The following is a 24,822-nucleotide window of genomic DNA, read 5'->3' as shown; positions in this document are numbered from 1 at the left end:
AAAATAAATCCGAGTATATAATAGAAGCGCTACTCTGCAAGGAATAGCGCTTCTATTATTTTAGAGGAAAATGTACTTGCTACGGTTTCTATAAAATGCAGGAAATCGGCAGGAGATTCTTCATCGGCAGTATCAGAGATAATACGGATTACTGTAAGCGGAATATCGTGCTCAAAGCATACTTGGGCTACTGCTGCGCCTTCCATTTCCACACATTGTATGGTAGGGAGTTTTGCAAGCAGGTTCTGTTTATCAGCTGAGGTAGCAAAAAAACGGTCGCCACTGGCTATGTCGCCCACTATCACTTTTGGGTTATAACCCTCGGCAGGAGTACGGAGAATGAGTTGGCTAATGGCTTTAGCGGCTTTATCACGGTACGTGGCATCGGCATCCAGGAATTTTTTCCCCAACAACGGTATCTGGAATTCCTCCATAATTGGGCGGGCATCAATATCATGCTGAATCAGTCGGTCGGCTACTACTACGTCTCCTATGTTTAGCTCAGGAGCAATACCGCCTGCCACACCCATAAACAGGATACGGCTTACTTTAAATTCGTTAATCAGCGTTGCGGTAGTAGCCGCTGCGGCTACCTTACCCCAACGCGAAAACACCAAAACCACACGTATACCATTTATAGTGCCATGGGTGTATGTACGGCGGCCTATGGTGGTCTCCAGAGGGCTTTGTATCAGTGGAATAATGCCGTTTATTTCCTGGGGCATGGCGCCCATAATGCCTATAATGGTGTCTGTCATGTTATTTGTTCACTTTAATATTGAAACGCATTACCATTTCGTCGTCCAAATATACTTCAATAAACCGCACATTCGGGTTTGTTACTGTATATTGAAATGTATATTGTTTGTCGTTTTTGGAAAAAGGAATAACCGTAAGGTCTTCTGTATATTCTAAATATTTATTACTCTCATCTTTATTGATGGTATATGTTTTTTGCCGTTTTGTATTGGTATTGAGAGATATTTTTTCAAAATAAGCATCGGTATTAAAGCTGAAGGTAAGTACGCTTCCTAATTTGGCTTCTACAATTCCTTTTGAAGGCAGTGTTATTTCTGTATTTCTTATATAATCTTTTTTGATATAAGGATTGTCGCGGTATTTTTCTACAGGGTATTCAGCTGCCCCTGGATTGGTTTTGTCTTCGGGGTAATGATCCATGCAAAATTTTTCAGTGGGTGTAAGCCAATAAAAATTATTAAAGCTTTTGAAGAATTCATCCAGATGTCCTTTCTTATCTATAGTACAGCCTCCTGCAGCCCATGTAACATCCAGGAAATAGTATTTTTCATCGAGTATTATCCCGTTCCAGGCATGGTCATTTGTGCCCATACGACCTATCTGATTAGGCTGATTCTTTACATATCCGGGAACATAATCAGTTTGTAATCCTGCATAATCGCACATGCGTTTAAACAACATTGCATAACCCTCGCATACGGCTTTCCCTTTCCTTAATACCCTGTTGGTATAGTCTATTTTCCACTGGGCTACAATGTCGTTATAATTTTTACCCTTTTTAGGTTTGGGACGCTTCGGTAGTTTATGCTTATTAAAAGCCTTACAGTCGTAAGCTATATTGTCAGTTATCCATACAAAAATGGCACGGGCTTTTTCGGTTTGTGTAGTGCAGCTTTCGGTAAGTTGGCTTACCAGCAAAGGTAAATCACCGTTATATTTTTTTTTACGGGAAATGCTGTCAAGTTGCGTAAAATCGGTTTGAGGAGCCTGCGCAAAAGCAGTGACACAAAACAGTAGTAATAGATGGTAGAGTAGGTGGTGTGGCCGTGAGGATTTCATGGCATTAGCCTCTTGGCGGATTTAATCCGTCATCGCCTTTATTACTGGTGGTAGTTGATGTGCTTCGCGGTGTAGTGGTTGCCGGTGCTGTAGTGGTACGTGTTCTTGGCGCTGTACCGGTTGTGGTACCCGATGTACCCGTAGTACGCCCACCGCCGGTAGCCTGGTTTGTTGATGTCCTTGACCCCGCAGTACGCCCCGAAGGTGTACTGTTAGATGTTGTGGTACGTCCACCTGTAGTAGTCCCTGTACCTGTCCTGTTGCCTGTTGTTGTACCTGTAGGCTTAACTCCGGTACCGCCCTGAGTCCTGGTTAAAGAACTTGCAGTAGTACCTGAAGGTTTTGTGCCGGTAGCAGGTGTAGAGGTTCCGGTTGCCGGAACTGTATTAGGTGCTGTTTGCTGCGGTTTTGTACCCGGAGTGGTAACAGGTTTAGTTCCAGTTTGCGGTTTTATTGCGGGTTTTACTGGCTGGTTTGTTGCCGGTGCCACGGTAGCGTCGTTTATAGGTGGTAAAACAGGCTGGGTGCTCAGCGAATCCACTATTATAGGTTTACCAATAGGAATGTATATATCCGTTTGCCATTGCGATGGCCTACGGGTTTGTTTTATGTTTTTGGTATATATTTCAAGGTATTCCCCGGTAGTATTTTCTTCAAGTGTTTTTTCTGCTACGTGCTGCCAGGCTTTTTTCCAGGCGGCAGGAAGGTGCGAATAGTCGCCCTTTAGGGATGTTTTTAGTGCTTTAAAAGGGATAATCTCGCCACCGTTGTATTCGCTTCCGGCACTGGTAAATATGGCTTCTTTAAGCGGAATGGCAAATGTACAATCGGCGGTTTTAGCTGTTTTATCAAGATTTTTATAAATGATAAACGGTACGCCGTTAATAGCCATATTATTTTGCTTGGCAAATGCCTCCAGCTTTTCAAACTGTTCAACTGAGAGTCCATTTACTTTATCCAACGGAGATTTTATGGTATGCCCAAGATAGAAAGCCCCTTTTTTGGTAACAATGTCCTTAATGTCTATTTTATAGTTACGCAGTTCGGTAACTAAATAAGCATTAAGGTTTTCTAGACCCTGCTGAATATTTTTTTCGTAGTTTTTACTGATGCCGCCTTTTATAAGTGCCTCAGCTTTTTCCATAAAGGTAAGTTTACCCGTAAGTTTTATACTTACCCGTGTTGATTTAAGAGTATCCTTAAACTTCCATGCTAAGCTGCTTTCAAGGTTATCTACTTCCGTTTTTTGGGAAATGGAATCATTTTCAGCGTTAGCTATAGTGGTTATATTTCCTGAGCCTTTAGCGCTTTCCCATTTCATGAATGCTCCGGCACCCGATGTCCTGCCACTGTATTTAAATGTTGCGGTAGAGTCGGCACCCTTAAGCATGCCCAGGTTTTCCCAGTTTTTAAAATCGTTTACGTAGTTATACAGCACTGGTCTTGGCACATTTACTACGGTATGTTTTTCTATGGTATAGGTGCCGTTTTGGGTAGCTATAAACACGGTAAGCGCTATAGCTGCCAAAAGCAGTAACAGAAAAACATATTTTGCAATTTTCATTAACGGGAATAAATTCCTGTAAAATTATAAATAATTCCGTAAATCCCTATAACCGGGGCGTATTTTATAGAAAAGTGATTACTCGCAATCTATAAAATTATTTGGGTAAGGAGAAAGGCTTACTTTATCTACAGTTAAAAAAATATTTTCGCTATCAGTATATGTTTCTATTTCAGCGCTTACGGTTCCGGGGTTCAGTACTTTTCTATGGGTAGTGGCCTCATACTGCCCCGATTCATCGCTTATATGGTAGTTAAAAGAAATTACGGTTTCATAACTACTTTTAAACTGCACCTTCCATATATGACGGTCACCATTTTTGCCTTCATATTTTAGTTTGAACTGTATTTTGCTGTAGCAGCTGGTATTTTGCCATTCGTTCTGCTCTTTTTGCTGTGCAAATGCCACAGTTGATATTAGCAGCAGTAGAAATAATCCTAGTTTTTTCATGGCTATTGATTTTCAACTTTTACAATGGTTACATAACAATCAGCGCCCTCCTGCACGAAAGGATACCAGCCCTGGGTTTCTGTATTAGGTTTTACAGTATCTGTAAGATAGTAATACACATCAGTAGCTTTGCCTTCATCCTGTAGTTTTTCAAACTCATCTAAAGTTACAAGCTTTATCTTATCTGTATAAGGCTTATCGGTTATAGCATAGGTCACTTTTAAGTTAGATGGCAACGTGGTTTTAAACTTGATTTTTTTACCCCAAACATTTTTACCCTCTACAATCTGCGGATAGTACTCTACCATGTATGATATGCCTTTATCAGTATCCACCCATTTGTTGTACTTCTCAGTGTACTTTGCATCCATTTTTACGGTAGGTGGAGCAGCAGGACTTGTTTTAACAGATGTGTCTACAGGTAATACCTGTGTACGCCCCAAGTCAAAGTAGTTTACTATTTGCAGGCCTCTTTTATAAGGAATGTTTATGGTATCGGTGTCTATTATATTACCCGGGCCATATTTTTTTATGGTAAACTTGTTTTCGCCGTTAGGGTTCAATGGCACACGTGTATAGCTGATAGTAGCCGGTAGCGTTTGCCAGTTTCGGGTGTCCGCTTTTTCTGTAATGGCTCCTGCAGCATCGGCTCCTAATCGTATAAGTTCGGCACCGTCTTTGCCTACAGCCTGTCTTGCTACTTCCTGTAGCAGTATGCTGCCTGCCTTTTTTGTAGCAAAACGGGTAACAATATTTACTGTTTCGCGCAGGTTACGGTCGTTAAGGCATTGCTTTGCTATCGGATAAAAATCCTGTGCGGTTTCAAAGTATTGTTCCCGGCCGTTTACAGTAAGGGATGCTTTACTGTAATAGCTTATACTGCGGTTGTATTTAGGTATGGCAACGGCATTAATGGTGCCCAGGTTAGATCCCATTGGTATGGGAATTAGTATTTGTTGTACGACCCCATCTTCCATATAGGTGCCGTAAAAAAAACTACCCGCACCCGATGCTGTAACCACTACTTGATCTTTAACCGGGCCTAATCCGTTTTCCCAAAAAACAATAGCCTCTCCATAAACGTTAGGTGCGGGCGGAGGGCTTGTAGCAGGAAGATTAAACTGAACCAAATACTTATTATATTCTTCTGTAAAGCCAAGTGCGTATGCGGTACGCAACAGGTCGGCCTGAAGCTGTTTTGGCAGTGTTACGCCATAATAGGTGCCACCTGCCGCGGTATAAATTTCTTCGGCATTACGGTAGGCAATAAACGCGTTGTTTATATCGCCTGTGCTTTCATATAAAATGCCCTGCAATATCTGGCTAAAAGCGTCCTGGGTGTATTTGTTTTTGTTGTCTTTATAGCGGTTGTTAAGCTCTTGTAATTTCAGGTCGATGCGTTTGGCTTCTACCAGTGCTTCGTCCGGTTGTCCCAGCATAAAGTAGTTAATGGCCTTGTAATAGTGTATGGTTACTTTTTCAAAATCCTCTCCTTTGTAGGGTGCTGCCATGGGATTAGTCAGGTTTGCAGCTACTGCATGTCCGGCAGAGGTTTTTATCCTATCGTCTACAAGTATGTACGCTTCCTCAAAAAGCCTGTTGCTTTCTTCGTAGTTGCCACTAATGTGCTCCATTTTACCTTTTTCCAGCAGATAAAGAAGTTTATTGCGCTTTTTACCAAGAAAGGCATTTTTATCTAAAAGACCCGAAGCGTTTTTAAAACGCCCGTTTACCATTTCCTGGTGCACATCGGTAATCTTGTCGTTATAGGTAGCACAGGAAGTAATGCATACCAATAAGAGTAAAAGTGCCGCCCGTAGTGGGGCGGCAACAAAGTTTACGGCTCTTTTCATCTGTTCAAAAAAAGAAAGTTGCCTCAATTATCGTACGATTTTTTTAATCTTTTTGTCACCTATCCATACCTTTTCATTGGTTTGAATATTGGTAAGTTCCAGGTCTATCTGGTAGTAAACGGCTTTTTCTTTTTTGCCCTGGTCTACTATAGAGTTTACTGTACCCTGAAGCATAAAATCGGCGCCGTGCTCCATGCCAAATTTCTTAATAGTATTTTGTGCAGCATTGTTTTGCTGGTCGGCGCGTTCTGCACGTACTTCCTCGCGCATGTTACCGGCCTGTACCAGTTTCATGCGGCCTGAATTTATGATTGCTTTTTCTATGTCTTTAGAAAAAGTTTCGGTAGCTATATGTTCGTGTGATTTATTTGTAATAAGCCCTACAATAATTACCGGTTTCTTCGCTCCGTTTTCGCTTGCAAAAGTGCTGTACCAAGAGTGATCCATCATTTCGGCGGTAATTTCTTCTGCTGTAAGTCGAGAGTCGGTATCGTTCCAGCGTCCGCTAAGGTCGGTAACACTGTTTTCATTTACGCGTTCTACAGGTTGCTTAGACGAGCAATTTGTTAGTGCTAATCCAAGTGAAGCCACAGCAAGCAGGGTGAAGATATTTTTTTTCATGTGTTTTGTTTTTTGATTAATGTGAAATTATGATGTTTTATTATGATTAAACGTGTTAAATCAAAGAGTATGCCAAATAAAAACCATGGGTCCCTTAACAAGGGACCCATTTCCTAAACCAACTACAAATAACTAAAATAAAAATTTAGTTGCTCTTCTGCAATGCGGTAACACCTGTTGTAGATTTTACTAAGAAGCATTGCGTTTTTCTTTTCTAAAAATCGTATTTCTTTTCTACAGAGTAGCGTAGCAAGTCGTTTTTTCCCTGTAGGTTTAATTTTCTTAAAATGTTTTTACGGTGTGTGTCTACCGTAGATTTTTCTATAATCAATATGTCGGCTATTTCCTGAGATGTTTTTCCCTGTCCTACCAGTTTTAGTATTTCGGTTTCCCGTTTACTTAATATAACTTCCGGCTGTTTTGGAGCCAAAGATTGTTGCCCTGCATTAAAATACGTTTCGCCATGATAAACGGCCTTTATAGCAGCTGTTACTTCTTTTAAAGATGAACTCTTTAGTATATAACCCGACGCCCCTGCAGCCTGCATTTGCGTAATAGCCTCTTCCTGGTCGAACATGGTAAAGGCAATCACCTTACAATGCGGAAATTCCTGTTTTATAGCCTTTGTAGCGCTTATTCCATCCATAACAGGCATGCGTATGTCTGTAAGAACCACATGTGGTCTTTTCAGTCGTACAATCTCTAATAGACTGGCGCCGTTATTGGCTTCACCTACTATAGAAATCCCTTTTTCGTATTCCAGAAACACTTTCATGCCGTCTATAAGGGCCTGATGGTCTTCGGCTATGGCTATGGTTATCATATCGGTATATCTATTAGTATTGTAGCACCTCTGCCTAAAGCGGAGTCTGTATTAAATGTACCGCCAAGCTGCGCTACCCTGGCCGATATGTCTTTCAGTCCGTTACCTTTTTTCATGGCTTTTAGTGTGCTAAATCCTATGCCGTTGTCTTCGGCAATAATATTTAATACCCCATCATGCCCGGTAAGCTGAATGGTGGCTTCGGTAGCTTCGCTATGCTTTACAATATTAAGGCACAGTTCGTGTACAATGATTAAAATGCTTATTTCCTGAGCGTTGCCCAAACGTTCGGATAGGTTAAAGATAAGCATTTGAAAGTTTATACCTGTATTTTCTGACGCAATTGATCCAAGTTTTTTTAAGGCGGGTACTAAACCTTCCTTTGCTTCTACACCAAAGCTTTTACTGGTACCCAGCCGTTTTATCTTTTGATACCCCTGGTCTAATAGTTGTACCGTATTATAAAGCAATTGGTTTTCCTTTTCATTTTCTAAAGGTTTAAGGATGCTGAGGCTCTCAAAATTTGCTTTTAAGGCAGCAATTGTACTTCCCAGATTATCATGAAGTTCATCCATGGCCACTGTTCGCTCTTGTTCCTGCTTGTTCAGTAGGGTGTCCAGGCTTACTATCTCATGGTCTTTAAGGTCGTTTTCTACTTCCAGGAAACGTATATGCTCGCTTTGCAGCGACAACTTTTGCCTGTAGTAATCTGAAACTATATAAAGTATGCCGAAACATAATATCAGCATTACTACAATGATACTTGCGGTTAACATTTATCTAAGTCGTGTTTTCTGTTTAGCAATTTTCCCGAGGACAAATTTGGGCAAAACTGTAACATTATAAAATCCCTATATATAGGGATTTTTATTTTTTTAACACTCTTAGTGTACGGTGTCTTTGGTAAGTAATTTTATAACAAAAAGCAAGGCTATAAAGCCCAGGAACGCAAGCAGTATAAGGTAAGTCCTCTTATAATAGAGTTTGTGCAGGGGTAGGTCTTTGCGGTACATAAATACCAGTGCTATGGTAAATACAATAACAAATAGTGCAGCAAATACAAGTTGTCCGGTAGAAAACATGTTGAAATCTTTTGTGCAAAGCTACAACAACAGCCCTTATTTAGGCTTATTTTTAATCCATAAATTTTTTGCAATATGAAAAAACAACTCGACTCAGTAAAGCTGTTCCATACTTCGTTTAAACTTGGGGTAGGTGAGGCACCCCGCGCCAGTCTTGGTGAAAATATTAATATGCTGCGCTACAACCTTATGAAAGAGGAAAATGAAGAATACCTGGAGGCTGTGCAGAATAACGATCTTGTAGAAGTAGCTGATGCTCTGGGTGACATGCTGTATATACTTTGTGGAACCATAATAGAGCATGGATTGCAACACAAAATAGAAGAGGTGTTTGATGAGATTCAACGCAGTAATATGAGTAAGCTGGATGATAACGGGGAGCCTATTTACCGTGAAGATGGTAAAGTAATGAAAGGCCCAAATTATTTTAAACCTGATTTTACGGAAATACTTAAATAGTTTACAGTTTACAGTTTACAGTTTACAGTTTACAGTTTACAGTTTACAGTTTACAGTTTACAGTTTGTAATGGTAAACATCTGGCAAAAAAAAATGCCCTGAATTTTTTCAGGGCATTTTATATTTAAGCCAGTTCTAAAGCTGTAAACCTAAAACTGTAAACCGTTGTTTAAATCTTCACTGTCCAGCCAAATGTGTCTTCGGCTAGTTTGTGCTGAATATTTGTAAGCTTATCTTTTATCTGTAACGAAAGCGGATTTTCAAGCTTAGGCAGTTCGTAGTAGTTTTCCTGGTAGCTAAAGCCTATAATAGGGTTAACTACGGCAGCTGTACCAGCTCCAAAAATTTCTTTCAGAGAGCCGTTCTTTAAGCCTTCTACAAGTTCGTTAACCAGTATTGGCCTAACTTCTACTTTTAAGCCTTCTTTTTCGGCAAGCTCTATAATACTCTTACGGGTTACACCATCCAGTATACGCTCGCTTGTAGGTGCAGTGCAAAGGGTATCGTTAAAACGGAAAAACACATTCATGGTACCGGCTTCTTCAAGCTTGGTATGTGTAGCGTCATCCGTCCATATTACCTGCTGGTAGCCTTGCTCATTAGCAAGCTTGGTAGGGTAAAACTGTGCCGAGTAGTTACCGGCAGCTTTTGCTGCGCCTATGCCACCATTTGCTGCACGGCTAAAGTGTTCTGCAATAAGTACTTTAACCTCGCCAGAATAGTATGATTTAGCAGGAGACATAATAATCATAAACCTGTATTCCTGCGATGGCGATGCTATAACACCGTGGCCTGTAGCAATCATAAACGGGCGAAGATACAGCGAGTTACCTTTTCCTTTTTTTACCCATTCACTATCCAGTGCTATAAGGTGTTTAAGGCCTTCCATAAATACATCCTCAGGTACTTCAGGCATAGCAAGCCTTACTGCTGATTTGTTAAAACGAAGGTAGTTTTGGTCGGGTCTGAAAAGCCAAATATCATCATCCTCATCTTTGTAGGCTTTCATGCCTTCAAAAATAGCCTGTCCGTAGTGGAATACCCTGGACGACGGGTCCATAAGCATTGGGGCATAAGGTTCAATAACCGGAGTACCCCACTGTCCATCTTTGTAATCACAATACAGCATATGGTCTGTAAATGTGTTTCCGAATGGCAGGTTGTTGAAGTCTACAGCTCCTATTTTTGAGGTTTGGGCTTTGTGCACTTCAATGGCAAAAGTAGGGTTACCGCTCATTATTGTATTGTAGTTTAGGGTTATTCGCGTCTGCGCAAATTTACTAAAAAATCATCGTTAGGGCGTTTTTAATAAAAAAAAATGAAAAATAAAAAAACAATTTGCTGAAACAAAGAAATATAAATAACCACCTTAAGTTGTTGTAATTAAACTTTCTGTATAAATTTGTCACATTAAAGACCAAATTAGTTAAAAATGAGAAAAACATTAGTACTTGTTGCCGCACTAATGAGTATGGCTGCCTGTAAGAAAAATGAAACGGAAGTTAAAACCGAAAATACGGTTATAGAAGGTGAACACGATACACTAAATGTGGATACCGATACTGTAACCAATGATGCTGAGGCGCCTGAAGCAAAAGAGTCTTCTGAAGCAGTAGAGGCGAAAGAATCTCCTGAAAAGCCTGAAGCTGCCGAAAAGAAAGTATCGGCTGCTAAAATAGACTATGCATCTTTTGGTGATAAGATACTGGCTGATAATGCAATGAGCAAAGAGCAAATGCTTAAGAAATACAGTACGCTGAAACCAGGGGACTCTGTAACTGTAAAGTTTAAAACCAATATTAAAGAGGTTTGCCAAAAGAAAGGCTGCTGGATGTCTTTGGATCTTTCTCAGGGTAAAGAGTCGTTTGTTAAGTTTAAAGATTACGCATTCTTTGTGCCGCTTAATGCAGGCGGACAGGAAGCTATAGTGCACGGTAAGGCGTTTGTGAGTGAAACATCGGTAGCACAGCTTAAGCACTATGCCAAAGACGGCGGAAAAAGTGATGAGGAGATAGCTAAAATTACCAAGCCTGAAGTGAAGTACGGATTTATGGCCGATGGCGTTCTGATAAGCAAATAATGAAGAAAGTATTTATCCTGGCCGTAATTTTTATTGCACTTACCGCTTGCAAGAAAGAAACACCTGCTAAAACCGAAACGGTAAAGAAAGATACAGCTGCCGCCGCCTGTACCAAGCCTAAGAAGGAGTTTAAGATGTATGAAATGAGCGAGCTGGCAGCGCTTATGGAGCAGATGTATGTAGAAAACGAGCAGCTGAAACAGCGCATTCTTAAAGGTGAGGCTGTGGGGCATTTTCCGGAGCACTTAGTAAAGATACATTCTGCAGCCATGACCGATGAAAGCGACCGTGACGCGTTTTTTAACGAGCAGGCTGCTAATTTTATTAAGGCACAGGAACTTATTTATAACGATCCGAAAAATGCTAAACAGCATTTTAATGATGCTGTTACCGCCTGCCTTAACTGTCATGAAGGTAAGTGTGGTGGGCCTATACCAAGGATTAAAAAACTTTATATTAAGTAAGTGAAAGAGTTATTAGGAGAAGTTGTAATTAGGATGTTAATCAATGTTATTTTGAATAGTATTGGTGCTGCCGTACGATGGCTTTTTCTTTTTAAGAAGTATTCTTATAAAACTCTTTTTGCTGAAGGTGACGATTTTCGTAATATCTTTTTAGGTGGCAGTTTGTTAGTTTCCATCATACTTTCGGTATTTTTGCTGAAATAAATTCACCATTTTGAAACGAGAAATTATAGTTACCGGCGATGGATCTGTAACCATACACCTTCCGGATATGAAGGAGAGTTACCATTCTAAGTTTGGTGCAATACGCGAAGCATATCATGTATTTATACAAAACGGGCTGGCCTTAACTAATGGCCAGCCTGTTGCTGTTTTAGAAATAGGTTTTGGTACGGGGCTTAATGCCTTTATTACATATCTTGAAACTGTAAAAACAGGTCAGCAAATTCATTACACAGGGGTAGAGGCATACCCGGTGGCGGTAGAAGAGGCTATGCAGCTAAACTATGTTACTGAGCTGGATGCTGTAGCACATGCGGGAATTTATGAAACTATGCACAATGTAGCTTGGGAGCTACCTGTTAACCTGAGTGATAAATTTGAGTTAAACAAGCAGCATAAGTTTTTTCAGGATATAGAGGATACCGAACTTTACGATCTCATTTATTTTGATGCTTTTGGGTTTCATGCGCAGCCTGAGCTGTGGAGTGAGGAAATTTTTGCCAAAATGTACAAGGCGCTTAAGCCTAACGGTATACTGGTTACCTATGCCTGCCGTACTGTAATAAAGAATGCTATGAAAGCTGCCGGATTTACTACAGAAAAGCTTCCCGGTCCACCCGGAAAGCGCGAAATGCTTAGAGGGTTTAAATATTAAAAAGGAGTTAAATAATTAACATATTAAAAATTTTAATAGGTTAAAATTATGAAATTCGTTTTTTAGGTTGAGAAATATTTTATACTTTTACACTCACGTTCTTTTATAACCATAAACTCAAACCAATAATTTTATGCCTGCATCCATGTTTAATTACACAAAGACAGTGCTGGAAAACGTGAGTTTTGATCCATCATTGTTTTGCAAGGAAGTAGAAAAAGCCTTAAAAATGTTACTGCCTTATGAGCTGGAACAGCTTATAGACTGGCTTTACAAGTTTACTACAAACAAGCCCGAACTACAGGTTTGTCTTACAGTAGTAGAAAATACAAAATAAAGGTCGCTGCCTTTATTAAAAAAACCGGTTGTCCGTTATAGGCAACCGGTTTTGTTTTTTATGAGTAAAATCCTTTGCTGTTATTTCAGTTCTTTTACAAAATCGTCGTCGAGCAGGTTTGTAAAAGCGTTTTTAATGGTTCCGTCGGCGTTTAGCACTATAGTACGGTTTATCTTGGTAAGTACCCACTTTTGCCTTAGTTCTTCAAAATTAGTAGCACGTAGTTGTTGTACACCTTTCAGGTTGTATACCTGCAGGTCTTTTCGCCATTCTGTATCGTTATCTACGTTTACACCTATAAAATCTATGTCTTTATACTTTGCCTTTAGCTCAGTTATTTTGTCGTAAACCCTTTGAAGATTAATGCGTGCACACCCTGTCCAGAAAAACACCACTGTTTTTTGTGCTATTTCCTGCCTTATATTAAAAGGTTTGTTGTTAAGGTTTGTAAGCCCTATTGCCGGTAGCTTATTACCGGCAGACAGTTCTTTAATGCTTTTTTGCATTTTTTCAATCTCATTATCAGGTCCTTTTTCAGTAGAAAGCTGGCTGTAGCGTTGTAAAAACTTTTGATTGTTTACTACATTTTGATCCTGAAGCAGATAAGCGAAAGCAATAGAAGTTAATATCTGGTTTTTAATCTTTGGATTTTTAAAAACAGAGTCGGCTATATTTAGCTTGTTAATACTGTATTGTAGTGTGTTTTCTTTAAATTCAGCATCTTTAGAAAATGTTTTGTAGTAAGCAAGATTGTTAGTCAGTGCCATGCCATAGCGTACAAAGGGCGAAAAACCGGCCAGTTTACTATTGTTAAAATCTATTTTCTTTCTATAACTGAAAAAATCTTTAGGAATATCCTGTCTTACATCTGTAGCGGTTCGCCTGGCATGCACATATGCATAGTATTCTTTATATGCATAGTAATTCAGATTGAGGCGGTATTGGGCATAAAAATCAAAACCCTCGCTCCATTGTATGTCTTCTTTACTTTTTTTGTAAAACTTTTCTCTTAACGCATAAGTCGAGTCAATAAAATGGGTGTACTTATCTGGGCTTTCAGAAAAAATATCGTATGAATTTTCTTTCGAAACTTCGTGCATTGCAAAAAGTTCCATCATAAAGTTGTTTTTTCGGTCGCCACGTCCACCAAAAACTATAGACTTGTCAAAATCATTTGCATCTATATAAACCGATAAGCTATCGTTTTTGTCAAAATAAATGTATTGATAATCAGGCTCCAGTTTAAAGCTGTACATGCCCGGAGTTAGTGAGTCAAACTTAACCGAAAAGTGGTTTTCCTTATCTAGCTTTATGGTGTCTACCACTTTATTATCTCTGCTAAAAAGCAGGTAGGGTTGGCGTGCATTTTTCACTTGTCCGCTAAAATATGCGGTGTAATTATTGTCGTCGCTCCCGCAGGAAACAAGGAGCAGCAATATAATATACAAAGGCCATTTAGTAAGAATACAAGACATTCAGGTGAATAATAGTGAAAAAGCAAAAATATTTTTATTATGTTATAAGGGCTGTTAAAATACCGTTAAATCATGTAAAGGTAAGCTTATTGGATTCTCCTGCAAATGAAAGCCTATTTTTTATATTTTTGCAAAAATTTTTTCTTCATGCTATCAGTTTCAAATCTATCGGTGCAGTTTGGTAAAAGGATTTTGTTTGACGAAGTAAACACAACCTTTACCCAGGGCAACTGTTATGGTATTATCGGTGCAAACGGTGCCGGAAAATCTACGTTTCTAAAAATCCTTTCAGGTGATATGGATCCTACATCGGGTCGTGTACACCTGGAGCCGGGCAAACGTATGAGCGTACTGAACCAGAACCACAACATGTTTGACGAGCATACGGTGCTTGAAACAGTGATGATGGGTAATAAAACCCTTTTTGCTGTAAAAAAGGAGATGGACGAAATTTACCTGAAACCTGATTTTAGTGATAAAGATGGAGAAAGGGTAGGAGAACTTCAAATTATTTTTGAAGAAATGAATGGCTGGAATGCCGATTCGGATGCGGCAACTATGCTTAGCAACCTGGGTATAGGCGAGGAGTTCCACTACACCCTTATGGGTGATATGGATGGTAAGCTTAAGGTACGTGTGCTATTAGCACAGGCACTTTTTGGAAGCCCGGACGTACTGATAATGGACGAGCCTACAAACGACCTTGACTTTGAAACCATCTCTTGGTTAGAGAACTTCCTTGCTAACTATGACAATACTGTAATCGTAGTATCGCACGACCGTCACTTCCTGGATGCCGTGTGTACGCACATTTCTGATATTGATTTTGGTAAAATAAACCACTTTAGTGGTAACTATACCTTCTGGTACGAATCAAGCCAGCTTGCGCTTAGGCAGCGTGCACAGCAGAACAAAAAAGCAGAAGAGAAGAAAAAAGAACTTCAGGAATTCATTATGCGTTTTAGCGCTAACGTGGCTAAGAGTAAGCAGGCTACCAGCCGTAAAAAAATGCTTGAAAAACTTAAAGTTGACGATATTAAACCATCGAGCCGTAGGTACCCTGCTATTATATTTGAGCAGGAGCGCGAAGCCGGTGACCAGATACTTAACGTAAAAGACCTTTCTGCATCTATAGATGGCGAATTACTGTTTAAAAATGTAGACCTTAACATGGCAAAAGGCGACAAGATAGTGGTTTTCTCTAAAGACAGCCGTGCTACAAGCGCTTTCTATGAAATTATAAACGGTAACCTTACCGCAGACAATGGTACATATGAGTGGGGTATTACCACTATACAAAGCTACCTGCCTGCAGATAACCACGCGTTTTTTGATAACGACCTTACCCTTGTAGACTGGCTGCGCCAGTGGGCTAAAACCGAAGAAGAGCGTGACGAGGTTTACGTACGTGGTTTCCTTGGTAAAATGATTTTTAGCGGTGAAGAAGCCCTTAAAACCGGCCGTGTACTATCGGGTGGAGAAAAAGTGCGTTGTATGCTTAGCCGTATGATGATGCTACGTGCCAACGTGCTGATGCTTGATGAGCCTACAAACCACCTTGACCTGGAAAGTATTACTGCGTTTAACAACTCGCTAAAAAACTTTAAAGGATCTGTACTGTTTACTACGCATGACCACGAGTTTGCACAAACGGTAGCAAACCGTGTTGTAGAAATAACCCCTAACGGTGTTATAGACCGCTACATGACGTTTGATGATTACTTGGAAGACGAAAAAGTACAGGAGCTAAGAAAGAAAATGTACTCTTAATTAAATAGAGTTAAAATATAAAATCCCGTAAGTAGCACGTACTTACGGGATTTTTTTATTTAATGATATGCTTTTATTTAAAATAAGAAAAAGTTTCTCCTTCTTCAATTTTAAGAATTGTTTCGTAGATAAGTTTAATTACGTTTTCCACATCTTCCTTGTGTACCATTTCTACAGTGGTGTGCATATAACGTAGCGGTAGAGATATTAGTGCCGAAGCCACACCGCCGTTACTGTATGCAAATGCATCGGTATCGGTACCCGTAACGCGGCTTGATGCCAGGCGTTGGAACGGAATTTCGTTTTGTTCAGCAGTATCTACAATCAGTTCGCGTAGTTTGTTTTGTACAGCAGGTGCGTAGGTAATAACGGGGCCTTTGCCTATTTGCGTATCACCTTCAATCTTCTTGTCAATCATAGGTGTGGTGCTGTCGTGGCATACATCGGTAACAATAGCCACATTAGGGCGGATGGTTTTGGTAATCATCTCTGCTCCACGCAGGCCTACTTCTTCCTGAACCGAGTTGGTTATATAAAGCCCAAACGGAAGTGTTTTTCCGTTTTCTTTAAGCAAACGGGCAACTTCGGCTATCATAAAACCACCTATACGATTGTCTATGGCGCGGCATACAAACTTATTTTCATTAAGTATCATAAACTCGTCGGGGTAGGTAATCACGCAGCCTACGTGTACGCCAAGTTTTTCTACTTCTTCTTTATTGCTACAGCCCAGGTCTATAAACAGTGTTTCTATTTTTACGGCTTCTTCCTTGCCACGCATACGGGTATGAATGGCCGGCCACCCGAAAACGCCTTTTACAATACCGTTTTTGGTATGTATGTGTACGCGTTTGCTTGGTGCTATCATGTGGTCGCTACCACCATTGCGTATTACATATATAAGGCCGTTATCGCTAATGTAGTTTACGTACCACGAAATCTCATCGCTGTGGCCTTCTATCACTACCTTGTAAGGAGCATCGGGGTTAATTACCCCTACGGCTGTGCCATAAGTATCGGTTATAAAAGTGTCTACATAGGGTTTTAGGTACTCCATCCATATTTTTTGCCCTTCGCTTTCATATCCGGTAGGGGAGGCGTTGTTTAAATATTTCTCTAAAAATGCTACAGAAGCATCGTTTAGTACAGTTTTTGCAGACATAAATTTAATTTTTGGCTAAAATATAAATTACATAGCACAGTTATATATTATTGTATACATTTGAGCAGAATTTTTATGAACATGAAACCAACTTTTTACTTTGTTTTGTTCCTGCTTTTATGCAGCTTAAGCACTCATGCACAGGTGGTGCAAAACGATAGTATAGCTAATGATTCTATAGTATTTAATACCCAGCTACCCGATTTGGTTATAGGGAATGTAAAAGATTCTATTACACCCGACGAAAAAGCACAACTTATGGCACTGCGCCGTCGTGTGCTTAAGGTATATCCTTATGCAAAGATTGCTGCAGAGAGGCTTAATACTTTTAAATATAATATGAGCTGCCTTAAAACAGAAAAGGAAAAGAAGAAGTATTCTAAAATGGTAGAAAAGTACCTGGAAGATGAATTTGAAGGGCAATTAAAAAAACTATCGCGTAAAGAAGGGCAAATACTGGTTAAGTTAATATACAGGCAAACCGGCGAAAGCACATACGATATTATTAAGGAGCAAAAAAGCAGCTGGAAGGCATTTTGGAGCAATCGTATGGCAAGGCTTTTTCAGATAGATATTAAAAAGACATACAGCCCTGCTAATGTAGCCGAGGATTTTATGATAGAAGGTTTTTTGCTGAATGCTTTTGAAGAGCATAAGCTTATAAGGCAGGAGCCTGCTTTTACTATAGATTATCCTGCGCTGAAAAAACAATGGCGTGCCAGGCAGAAAGAAGCAAAACAAAAAAGTGAATAAACAAAACAGCCATTTATATAAATGGCTGTTTTGTTTTATAGTTTAAACGTAAAACCGTCTGAAACTTTACTATTATATTTTTCCTGGTCAAACATATAAAGGAAAGATCCTTTTCTGGAAGAGTTCATGTCTTTCTCTTCAGTTTTTACCAAAATATCCAGACCGTTTATTTTATTGATAAAGTTACGCTTATCCAGTTTTTCTCCTAATATAGCTTCATAAAGCATTTGCAGCTGTTTCATAGTAAACTTTTCCGGTAGCAGTTCGAAGCCTACAGGCTTTGTTGAAGCACGGTAGCGCAGGCGTGTAAGCGCGTTTGCCACCATTATATTATGGTCGAAGATAAGGCTGGGAAATTCATTAATATCAAACCAGGCTGCCGAGAAGTTTGAATTTATTTCGGTATGTTCTGATATATTAATGAGTGCGTAGTAAGAAACTGACACGGTGCGCGCCACCGGATCCCTGTCTATGGCACTGTAAGAGCGCAATTGCTCCATGTATACATTACTAAGCCCGGTAAGGTGGTGCAGTACGCGTGTAGCGGCATTATCCAGGTTTTCATCTGGGCGCAAAAATCCACCCATAAGAGACCATTTGCCTCTTTCGGGTTCAAAATCCCTTTTAATAAGTAATATTTTTAGCTGTTTTTTGTCAAATCCGAAAATGATACAGTCTACTGCTAAGAGAACTTTTTCCTGGTCGTGATAACTATTCATGTGTGTTTGAATTGGTGGCAAGTTAGTAACTATCAATGGAACTTCCAATAATATTGAATAAATCGCATGAAAATACAAATTTTTTGCGACAACGTTGTAGCATTACGAGGTTATTAGTTTATTTATAATAAATTTTAAAAAAATGAAAAATTTATTTGCTTTTTTAGATAATCTTTAACTAAATTTGGAAGTGTAAAAAATACATTTATTAAACAAACCAAATTTTAATTTTATGATGGCATTAACCACATTATTAAAAGACACCGCCCGCAAGGTTATTAAAAGTAAGCTTGCAGGTTTAATGTTTGTGCTGTTTACCGCGCTCACGGCTTCGGCCCAGGTAAACATAAGCGGTACAGTAACATCGGCCGAGGATGGCCTGGGGCTTCCTATGGCTACCGTTACTGTAAAGGGAACTTCAAACAGTGTGTCTACCGACCTTGATGGTAATTTTATTATCAAGGCCAGCGCAAACGATGTATTAGTTATCTCATACATTGGTTTCGCAAACCAGGAGATTACCGTGGGTAATCAAACTACTATTAATGTAAAGTTGTCTTCGTCGGCCACACAGCTGGATGACGTTGTGGTAATTGGTTACGGAACCGCTAAAAAATCCGACCTTACAGGATCTGTGGGTATTGTAAATGTAGAGAATGCTAAGAAAACTGTTACCTATGATGTGGCCAAGCAGCTTCAGGGTCAGGTAGCCGGTGTTACTGTACAGTCTAGCGGTGAGCCCGGAGGGTTTGTAAATATTAAAATACGTGGTATCTCGTCATTTAACAATAACAACCCGTTATTTGTAATTGATGGAATGATTACCGATAACCCTTTTGACTTTGCTACAGGTGAGATTGAATCAATCCAGGTGCTTAAAGATGCTTCGTCTGCTGCCATTTATGGTGTGCGTGGTGCTAATGGTGTAGTTATTATTACTACTAAGAAAGGTAAGGCCGGTAAAATTAATGTAAACTACAGGTCTTATACCGGTTTCCAAAATGTAGCTAATACTATCCCGGTAACAAACAGGGAGCAATATCAGCAGATAACTAATGCAGCTTATATCAATGATGGTATGGCTCCGCTACCGGGTAACGACCCGACAAGTTCGTACTACATTAATAATGTAGATACAGACTGGCAGAAGGCTGCTTACCGTACCGGTAAAGTGCAAAACCAGTCACTTACTTTTAGTGGAGGTTCAGAAAGTCTGAGCTACAACTTTAACATGGATTATTTTAAAAATACCAGTTATTTAAAAACTCCTCAGGCTTATGAGCGTTATTCTACTACACTAAACCTTACAGGTAAAAAAGGTAAATTTAAGTATGGCGCTAAACTTGCCTATACTGATAGCGGTAAAGAAAACTTTAACTCATACAATGGTGAGTCGGCTATTATGGCGCTGTTACAGGCTATACCTACCATGCCAGTATACGACCCTAACAGGCTTGGTGGCTATGGTGGTGCAGATAACCTTACACAAAGGGCTATTACCCTTAACGTAATAGGATGGAACAACCTACTTACAAATACCAGCAACAGGAACCGTTTTATAGGTAACGTGTGGGGTGAGCTTGAAATAGTTAAAGGGCTTAAGTATACTGCAAGGATTACTGCTGACCAGACAAACCTGAAAAACAGAATGTATGTGCCTGAAAGCGACCTTGGCTGGTACTATATTACTACAAGGGATGAAGCAGCGCTAAACATAAATACTACGCACAATACAAGGACAATTATGGATAACCTTGTAAACTATGAAGTAGCTTTAGGCAAGCATAAAATAAGTGCTATGGCTGGTTTTATTATGGAAGACTGGAGGGATGAATATCTTTGGAGCCGCGGTGTAGGTTATGACTATGACGAAATAGCCATGATTCAATACGCCGATGCAATTTCAGGTGGTGAATACATGCAGCGTGAAACAAGGCGTTCATACCTGGGTAAAATAGATTATAACTATAATGATACTTATTATCTTACCGGTAACTTCCGTCAGGACAGGTCTTCTAAATTTGCACCAAAAAACAATACAGGTAATTACTACTCATTTGCAGCAGCATATAGGATTAGTAATGATATTAAACTTCCGGAGTGGTGGGATAGTCTAAAACTTCGTGGTGGTTACGGTCTACTTGGTAACAATACAATTGCTAACTACGGATATTCTTCTACTGTAAATGCATTTGCAGGTTACGATTTTAACAACCAGCTTGCTCCGGGTACTATAGTTGTAGATGTAAAAGACCCTAACATTAAATGGGAAGATACCACTACTTTCAATTCAGCACTTGAATTTGCATTCTTTAAAAACAAACTACAGTTTACAGCTGAGTACTTTGTAAGGACATCAAATGACCTTTTGGCTAACCAGCCACTACCGTACTCAACAGGTGCATTCCCTGCTTCAATTACTACAAACGTAGGTAAAATAAGAAACAGTGGTCTTGAATTTACCTTGGGTTATAGCAATCATGATCATGCATTCCAGTGGGATATTAGTGCTAACGTAGGTACTCTTAAGAATGAAGTACTTAAAATAGCTAATGATGGTTTACCTATTTATGGTATAAACTCTATTACTGAAGTGGGTTATAGCGCAGGTGAACTTTATGCTTATGAAGCAGAAGGTATTTTTAAAGATGCAGCCGATGTGGCAAGCCATGCTACACAACCGGGTGCACAGCCGGGCGACGTGAAATTTAAGGATGTTAACGGAGATGGTCAAATTACTGATGACGACCGTAAGCACCTTGGAAGAACAATACCTAAGTATACTTATGGTTTTAACTTTAATGCAAGCTATAAAAACTTTGATCTTACCATGTTCTGGCAGGGTAGTGCCGGTAACTATGTTTACAATGGTGTTTACAACGGCCTTATGATAGGCGGACTGCTTAACCACCACACAGATGAGCTTAATTACTGGACTCCGGACAATACTGATACTAATGTACCGCGTCCTACTTTTTCTGACGTGAATGCAAACTCAAGGGCATCTACCCGCTTTATTCAAAAAGGAGACTATATCAGGTTACAAAACCTACAACTTGGTTACAACGTACCGCTTGAAAAAAACAAATACATAGAGCGTGTTCGTTTATTTGCTCAGGGTTCAAACCTTGTGAAAATAACACCTTATAAAGGTCTTGACCCAGACTTTAACAACGATGGTCTTTTCTCAAGAGGATACGATCCTGGATCATTCCCTAATCCACGTACTTTCACGTTTGGTGTTGAAGCAAGTTTCTAAAAAAAATATGAAAAAGTGATGAAAAGAATATTTACTCTAAAAAATGCGGTTGTTCTTCCCGCAATAGCTCTTGTCCTTTCAGGATGTGTAAGAGAAGAAGACTTAACACAGGTAGACCCTAACAACAATAGTGCTGCAAGTTTCTGGAAAACTGAGGATGATGCACTACAAGGTGTAAACTCTGTTTACGGAAGTCTAATAACAGACGGTACTTATATGAGGAGTACGCCAATACTACTTGATGGTAAGGCAGACGACTCTCGCAGTAATAGCCCGTGGGCAGCTATGGCAAACTGTGGAAGGTTTAACTCAAGTATAGCCGATGCTGCAATTTACGGCTGGTGTTATGAAACCTGCTACCAGGGTATGTATCGTGCAAACCAGGTTTTAGAACATGTGCCTTCAATAGAATTTGAAGACGAGGATTATAAAAACAGGATTTTAGGTCAGGCATATTTCCTAAGGGGGCTTTACCTTTTCCATATGGTAAACCTGTTTAAAAACGTACCTATTCCGCTAACAACGGGTGAAGTGTATCACCCACAGAAAACTCAGGAAGAAGGATGGGCGCAGGTAAAAGCAGACCTTCAGATGGCTGCTGACCTGTTACCGGCGTCGTATACCTCTGGTATCTCTGGTCCTGATGCTGGCGATGCAGGTCGTGCTACAAAAGGTGCTGCTCTTGCTTACCTGGGTAAAGCACAATTGTTTACTTATGATTATGCCGGTGCTAAGGCTTCTTTTGAAGCAGTTATGGGCTTAGGTGTATACTCATTGGTTTCTAATTATAAAGACAACTTTACTACTGCTAACGAAAACAACTCAGAATCTATATTTGAGGTACAGTTTAGCCGCGATGCAGGTGGTGTAGCTCTTGGTTGGGGTGGTGCTCCAGGGTCTGATTGGGGTAAAACCAGCGCACGCGCCATTACTTATGCTCCACGTGCTTTCGGTTGGACCGATATGCAGCCTACATGGACACTGTTTAACGAATACCATGAAGAAGCAACAGTTAGCGGTGATGTAGATCCAAGGTTAGATGTTAGTATCATTTATAACAAACCGGGTATGATGCTTTATGGGCAGTCTTTCCAAACTGTGTATGGTGGCAGCCCTGCTGATCTTAACGACCTTTTCTGGAGGAAGTATGAAAATGCAGATGGTGATTTTGCTAACGAATATGACTGGAGGAGTGGTATAAACGAGCGTTTGATGCGTTATGCCGATGTACTTCTTATGTATGCTGAAGTACTTAACGAACTTGGCCAAACTGCTCAGGCTTATCCTTACATACAACAGGTAAGGAGCCGTGTAAACCTGCCGGATCTTGCTACAGCACACCCTGGTATGACACAGGCACAAATGAGGGAACAGATAGGACACGAGCGTTTTCTTGAATTCTCTTCAGAAGGTCACCGTTTTGATGACATACGTCGTTGGGGCTGGTTACAGGATGCTACAAAACTTGCCTGGTTGAAAAACCGCGATAGCGAATTTAATACTTACCAGGCAGGAAGGGAATATTTCCCAATCCCTCAGCTGGAAATGGATAACAATCCGGGTACTGTTCAAAACAGCGGTTACTAATATTTTAATATAAAGCTAATGCCAAGCGGCGGGTATGTGAGGGCCCGCCGCATTGGCATTAACTATTTTAAATACCAAATATCAAACTCAAATCAAACTCACTTTTTATGGGCAAGCAAAAAAATCTTTTATCTACAATTTTCTTTACTGCAGCTACTATGCTGCCGGGTGCTTTAATGGCTCAGCAAAAATCTACGGTTACTGTAACAGCAAAGGCCGATGCACCTACCATTAGCAAGCATATTTACGGACATTTCTCTGAACACTTAGGCCGTTGTATTTATGACGGTTTTTATGTGGGAGAAAACAGCGCCATTCCTAACACAAAAGGTGTGCGCAATGATATTATTGCAGCACTTAAAGACCTTGGTATACCTAACCTGCGCTGGCCGGGTGGTTGTTTTGCCGATACCTATCACTGGAAAGACGGTATCGGGCCAAAGAACCAAAGGCCAACTATAGTGAACCAATGGTGGGGTGGTGTAACCGAAGATAACAGCTTTGGTACACACGATTTCCTTGACCTGTGTGAGGTACTGGACACTGAGCCGTATCTTGCTGCAAACGTAGGTAGCGGTACTGTACAGGAGTTTACCGAATGGATACAGTATGTAAACCACGGTGGAAAAAGCCCTATGAGCGACCTGCGTAAAAAGAATAACCGCGAAACACCATGGGGTGTTAAGTTTTGGGGTGTAGGTAACGAGGCTTGGGGTTGTGGCGGTAACATGACTGCAGAGCATTATGCTAACCTTTACAGGCAGTATGCTACCTTTATGACAGACTGGTCTAATACCGGCGAGCTTTTCCGTATAGCATCGGGTGCTAATGTGGCCGATTATCACTGGACAGAAGTACTAATGCGCGAAATACCTAAAAGCCTGTTAGACGGTGTGGCACTACACTCTTATTCGTTTGTAACTTGGGAGAAAAAAGGTTCCTCAACAAAATTTGACGAAAGCCAGTACTTTGAAACCATGAAAACTGCCCTGAAAATGGAAGAGCTGGTTACAAAGCATACTGAGATAATGGATAAATACGATCCGAAGAAAAAAGTAGCACTTGTAGTAGACGAGTGGGGCGGATGGTATGATGTGGAAGAGGGCACAAACCCTGGGTTCCTGTATCAGCAAAACACCATGCGCGATGCTATGATAGCGGGTACCACTCTGAATACATTTAACAACCACAGCGACCGTGTGCGTATGGCTAACCTGGCACAAACAGTAAACGTGCTTCAGGCGGTAATACTTACTAAAGGTGATAAAATGCTGCTTACGCCTACGTACCATGTAATGAAACTTTATAAGGTACACCAGGATGCAAAACAGCTTCCTGTTACATTAGAAACACCTGAATATAAGTTTGGTAATGAGTCGCTTCCGGCAGTTTCGGTTTCAGCTTCACAAAAAGAAGGTAAAACCCACATTTCACTGGTAAACATCGATTCTAAACAAAAGATTACAACCGAAATAAAACTTGAAGGCCTTAACCTAAAGGATTTTACTGCTAAAATCATTACTTCGGGCAAGCTTCAGGACTGCAATACGTTTGAAAATCCAACGGCTATAACGCCTAAAGACTTTAAAGACTTCAAATTTAAAAAAGGAGTACTTAGTGTAACACTGCCTCCATTCTCGGTTGTGGTGCTGGAAGGGAAATAATGCTA

24 protein-coding genes are annotated in these 24,822 nt (G+C 40.2%); 11 read left to right on the top strand and 13 right to left on the bottom strand.

Going from position 1 to position 24,822, the window contains the following annotated elements; all coding sequences use genetic code 11:
- Nucleotides 1-29 precede the first annotated feature (29 nt).
- From ACLI1A_RS05490 to ACLI1A_RS05450, 9 genes are all read right to left on the bottom strand, one after another.
- A complete protein-coding gene (locus ACLI1A_RS05490) occupies nt 30-758 on the bottom strand; it encodes a 5'-methylthioadenosine/adenosylhomocysteine nucleosidase (RefSeq protein WP_411406926.1) in 729 nt (242 codons plus the stop codon).
- Nucleotide 759: 1 nt separating this feature from the next.
- Complete coding sequence (locus ACLI1A_RS05485) at nt 760-1,818, bottom strand: transglutaminase domain-containing protein (protein WP_411406924.1); 1,059 nt, start codon at nt 1,816-1,818, stop codon at nt 760-762.
- Nucleotides 1,819-1,822: 4 nt separating this feature from the next.
- On the bottom strand, nt 1,823-3,382 hold the full coding sequence (locus ACLI1A_RS05480) for a GyrI-like domain-containing protein (protein WP_411406922.1): 1,560 nt from the start codon (nt 3,380-3,382) through the stop codon (nt 1,823-1,825).
- A gap of 78 nt (nt 3,383-3,460) precedes the next feature.
- The gene (locus ACLI1A_RS05475) at nt 3,461-3,832 is read right to left on the bottom strand and encodes a hypothetical protein (protein WP_411406920.1); all 372 of its coding nucleotides are present in this window, start codon (nt 3,830-3,832) and stop codon (nt 3,461-3,463) included.
- Nucleotides 3,833-3,834: 2 nt separating this feature from the next.
- Entirely contained in the window at nt 3,835-5,685 is a 1,851-nt protein-coding gene (locus ACLI1A_RS05470; protein WP_411406918.1) for a COG3014 family protein, read from the bottom strand.
- Nucleotides 5,686-5,712: 27 nt separating this feature from the next.
- Nucleotides 5,713-6,306: a penicillin-binding protein activator LpoB gene (locus ACLI1A_RS05465; RefSeq protein WP_411406916.1), complete on the bottom strand. Its 594-nt coding sequence runs from the start codon at nt 6,304-6,306 to the stop codon at nt 5,713-5,715.
- A gap of 214 nt (nt 6,307-6,520) precedes the next feature.
- Nucleotides 6,521-7,129 (bottom strand): response regulator, encoded by a 609-nt coding sequence (locus tag ACLI1A_RS05460; RefSeq protein WP_411406914.1) that lies wholly within the window; start codon nt 7,127-7,129, stop codon nt 6,521-6,523.
- Entirely contained in the window at nt 7,126-7,905 is a 780-nt protein-coding gene (locus ACLI1A_RS05455) for a sensor histidine kinase (protein WP_411406912.1), read from the bottom strand. The genes ACLI1A_RS05460 and ACLI1A_RS05455 overlap by 4 nt, the downstream gene beginning before the upstream one ends.
- Before the next feature lie 108 nt (nt 7,906-8,013).
- Nucleotides 8,014-8,211, bottom strand: a complete 198-nt coding sequence (locus ACLI1A_RS05450; protein ID WP_411406910.1) for a hypothetical protein — start codon at nt 8,209-8,211, stop codon at nt 8,014-8,016.
- A gap of 75 nt (nt 8,212-8,286) precedes the next feature.
- Between ACLI1A_RS05450 and ACLI1A_RS05445 the strand changes: the two genes are divergently transcribed.
- A complete protein-coding gene (locus ACLI1A_RS05445) occupies nt 8,287-8,670 on the top strand; it encodes a hypothetical protein (RefSeq protein ID WP_411406908.1) in 384 nt (127 codons plus the stop codon).
- Nucleotides 8,671-8,839: 169 nt separating this feature from the next.
- Here the strand turns inward: ACLI1A_RS05445 and ACLI1A_RS05440 are convergent, their stop codons facing one another.
- A complete protein-coding gene (locus tag ACLI1A_RS05440) occupies nt 8,840-9,907 on the bottom strand; it encodes a branched-chain amino acid aminotransferase (RefSeq protein WP_411406906.1) in 1,068 nt (355 codons plus the stop codon).
- Nucleotides 9,908-10,102: 195 nt separating this feature from the next.
- On the opposite strand from ACLI1A_RS05440, the gene ACLI1A_RS05435 reads away from it, so the two are divergent.
- From ACLI1A_RS05435 to ACLI1A_RS05415, 5 genes are all read left to right on the top strand, one after another.
- Entirely contained in the window at nt 10,103-10,750 is a 648-nt protein-coding gene (locus ACLI1A_RS05435; protein WP_411406904.1) for a DUF4920 domain-containing protein, read from the top strand.
- A complete protein-coding gene (locus ACLI1A_RS05430; RefSeq protein WP_411406902.1) occupies nt 10,750-11,214 on the top strand; it encodes a hypothetical protein in 465 nt (154 codons plus the stop codon). The genes ACLI1A_RS05435 and ACLI1A_RS05430 overlap by 1 nt, the downstream gene beginning before the upstream one ends.
- On the top strand, nt 11,215-11,418 hold the full coding sequence (locus ACLI1A_RS05425; RefSeq protein WP_411406900.1) for a hypothetical protein: 204 nt from the start codon (nt 11,215-11,217) through the stop codon (nt 11,416-11,418).
- A 10-nt stretch (nt 11,419-11,428) separates the two neighbouring features.
- Nucleotides 11,429-12,091, top strand: coding sequence for a tRNA (5-methylaminomethyl-2-thiouridine)(34)-methyltransferase MnmD (mnmD, locus tag ACLI1A_RS05420; protein WP_411406898.1), 663 nt, complete (start codon nt 11,429-11,431; stop codon nt 12,089-12,091).
- Nucleotides 12,092-12,224: 133 nt separating this feature from the next.
- The gene (locus ACLI1A_RS05415) at nt 12,225-12,428 is read left to right on the top strand and encodes a hypothetical protein (RefSeq protein WP_411406896.1); all 204 of its coding nucleotides are present in this window, start codon (nt 12,225-12,227) and stop codon (nt 12,426-12,428) included.
- Between the two features lie 80 nt (nt 12,429-12,508).
- Here the strand turns inward: ACLI1A_RS05415 and ACLI1A_RS05410 are convergent, their stop codons facing one another.
- On the bottom strand, nt 12,509-13,903 hold the full coding sequence (locus ACLI1A_RS05410) for a TlpA family protein disulfide reductase (protein WP_411406894.1): 1,395 nt from the start codon (nt 13,901-13,903) through the stop codon (nt 12,509-12,511).
- Nucleotides 13,904-14,050: 147 nt separating this feature from the next.
- Between ACLI1A_RS05410 and ACLI1A_RS05405 the strand changes: the two genes are divergently transcribed.
- The gene (locus tag ACLI1A_RS05405) at nt 14,051-15,673 is read left to right on the top strand and encodes an ABC-F family ATP-binding cassette domain-containing protein (RefSeq protein WP_411406892.1); all 1,623 of its coding nucleotides are present in this window, start codon (nt 14,051-14,053) and stop codon (nt 15,671-15,673) included.
- Between the two features lie 73 nt (nt 15,674-15,746).
- On the opposite strand, the gene ACLI1A_RS05400 is transcribed toward ACLI1A_RS05405, so the two are convergent.
- Nucleotides 15,747-16,835 (bottom strand): M42 family metallopeptidase, encoded by a 1,089-nt coding sequence (locus ACLI1A_RS05400; RefSeq protein ID WP_411406890.1) that lies wholly within the window; start codon nt 16,833-16,835, stop codon nt 15,747-15,749.
- 81 nt (nt 16,836-16,916) lie between these two features.
- On the opposite strand from ACLI1A_RS05400, the gene ACLI1A_RS05395 reads away from it, so the two are divergent.
- Nucleotides 16,917-17,588: a DUF4294 domain-containing protein gene (locus ACLI1A_RS05395; protein WP_411406888.1), complete on the top strand. Its 672-nt coding sequence runs from the start codon at nt 16,917-16,919 to the stop codon at nt 17,586-17,588.
- Nucleotides 17,589-17,623: 35 nt separating this feature from the next.
- Here the strand turns inward: ACLI1A_RS05395 and ACLI1A_RS05390 are convergent, their stop codons facing one another.
- Complete coding sequence (locus tag ACLI1A_RS05390) at nt 17,624-18,307, bottom strand: NUDIX hydrolase (protein ID WP_411406885.1); 684 nt, start codon at nt 18,305-18,307, stop codon at nt 17,624-17,626.
- Between the two features lie 232 nt (nt 18,308-18,539).
- On the opposite strand from ACLI1A_RS05390, the gene ACLI1A_RS05385 reads away from it, so the two are divergent.
- The 3 genes from ACLI1A_RS05385 to ACLI1A_RS05375 all read left to right on the top strand — a co-directional run bounded on the left by ACLI1A_RS05385 (nt 18,540) and on the right by ACLI1A_RS05375 (nt 24,817).
- Complete coding sequence (locus ACLI1A_RS05385; RefSeq protein ID WP_411406883.1) at nt 18,540-21,566, top strand: SusC/RagA family TonB-linked outer membrane protein; 3,027 nt, start codon at nt 18,540-18,542, stop codon at nt 21,564-21,566.
- A gap of 18 nt (nt 21,567-21,584) precedes the next feature.
- The gene (locus ACLI1A_RS05380; RefSeq protein ID WP_411406881.1) at nt 21,585-23,153 is read left to right on the top strand and encodes a RagB/SusD family nutrient uptake outer membrane protein; all 1,569 of its coding nucleotides are present in this window, start codon (nt 21,585-21,587) and stop codon (nt 23,151-23,153) included.
- A 158-nt stretch (nt 23,154-23,311) separates the two neighbouring features.
- On the top strand, nt 23,312-24,817 hold the full coding sequence (locus tag ACLI1A_RS05375; RefSeq protein WP_411407219.1) for an alpha-N-arabinofuranosidase: 1,506 nt from the start codon (nt 23,312-23,314) through the stop codon (nt 24,815-24,817).
- Nucleotides 24,818-24,822: the final 5 nt, after the last annotated feature.

The organism is Flavobacterium sp. RHBU_3, from assembly GCF_046613565.1.
In the GTDB taxonomy this organism is placed as follows: domain Bacteria; phylum Bacteroidota; class Bacteroidia; order Flavobacteriales; family Flavobacteriaceae; genus Flavobacterium.
The sequence above is the reverse complement of the archived record's forward strand: the minus strand, read 5'-3'. Positions and strand labels throughout refer to the sequence as shown.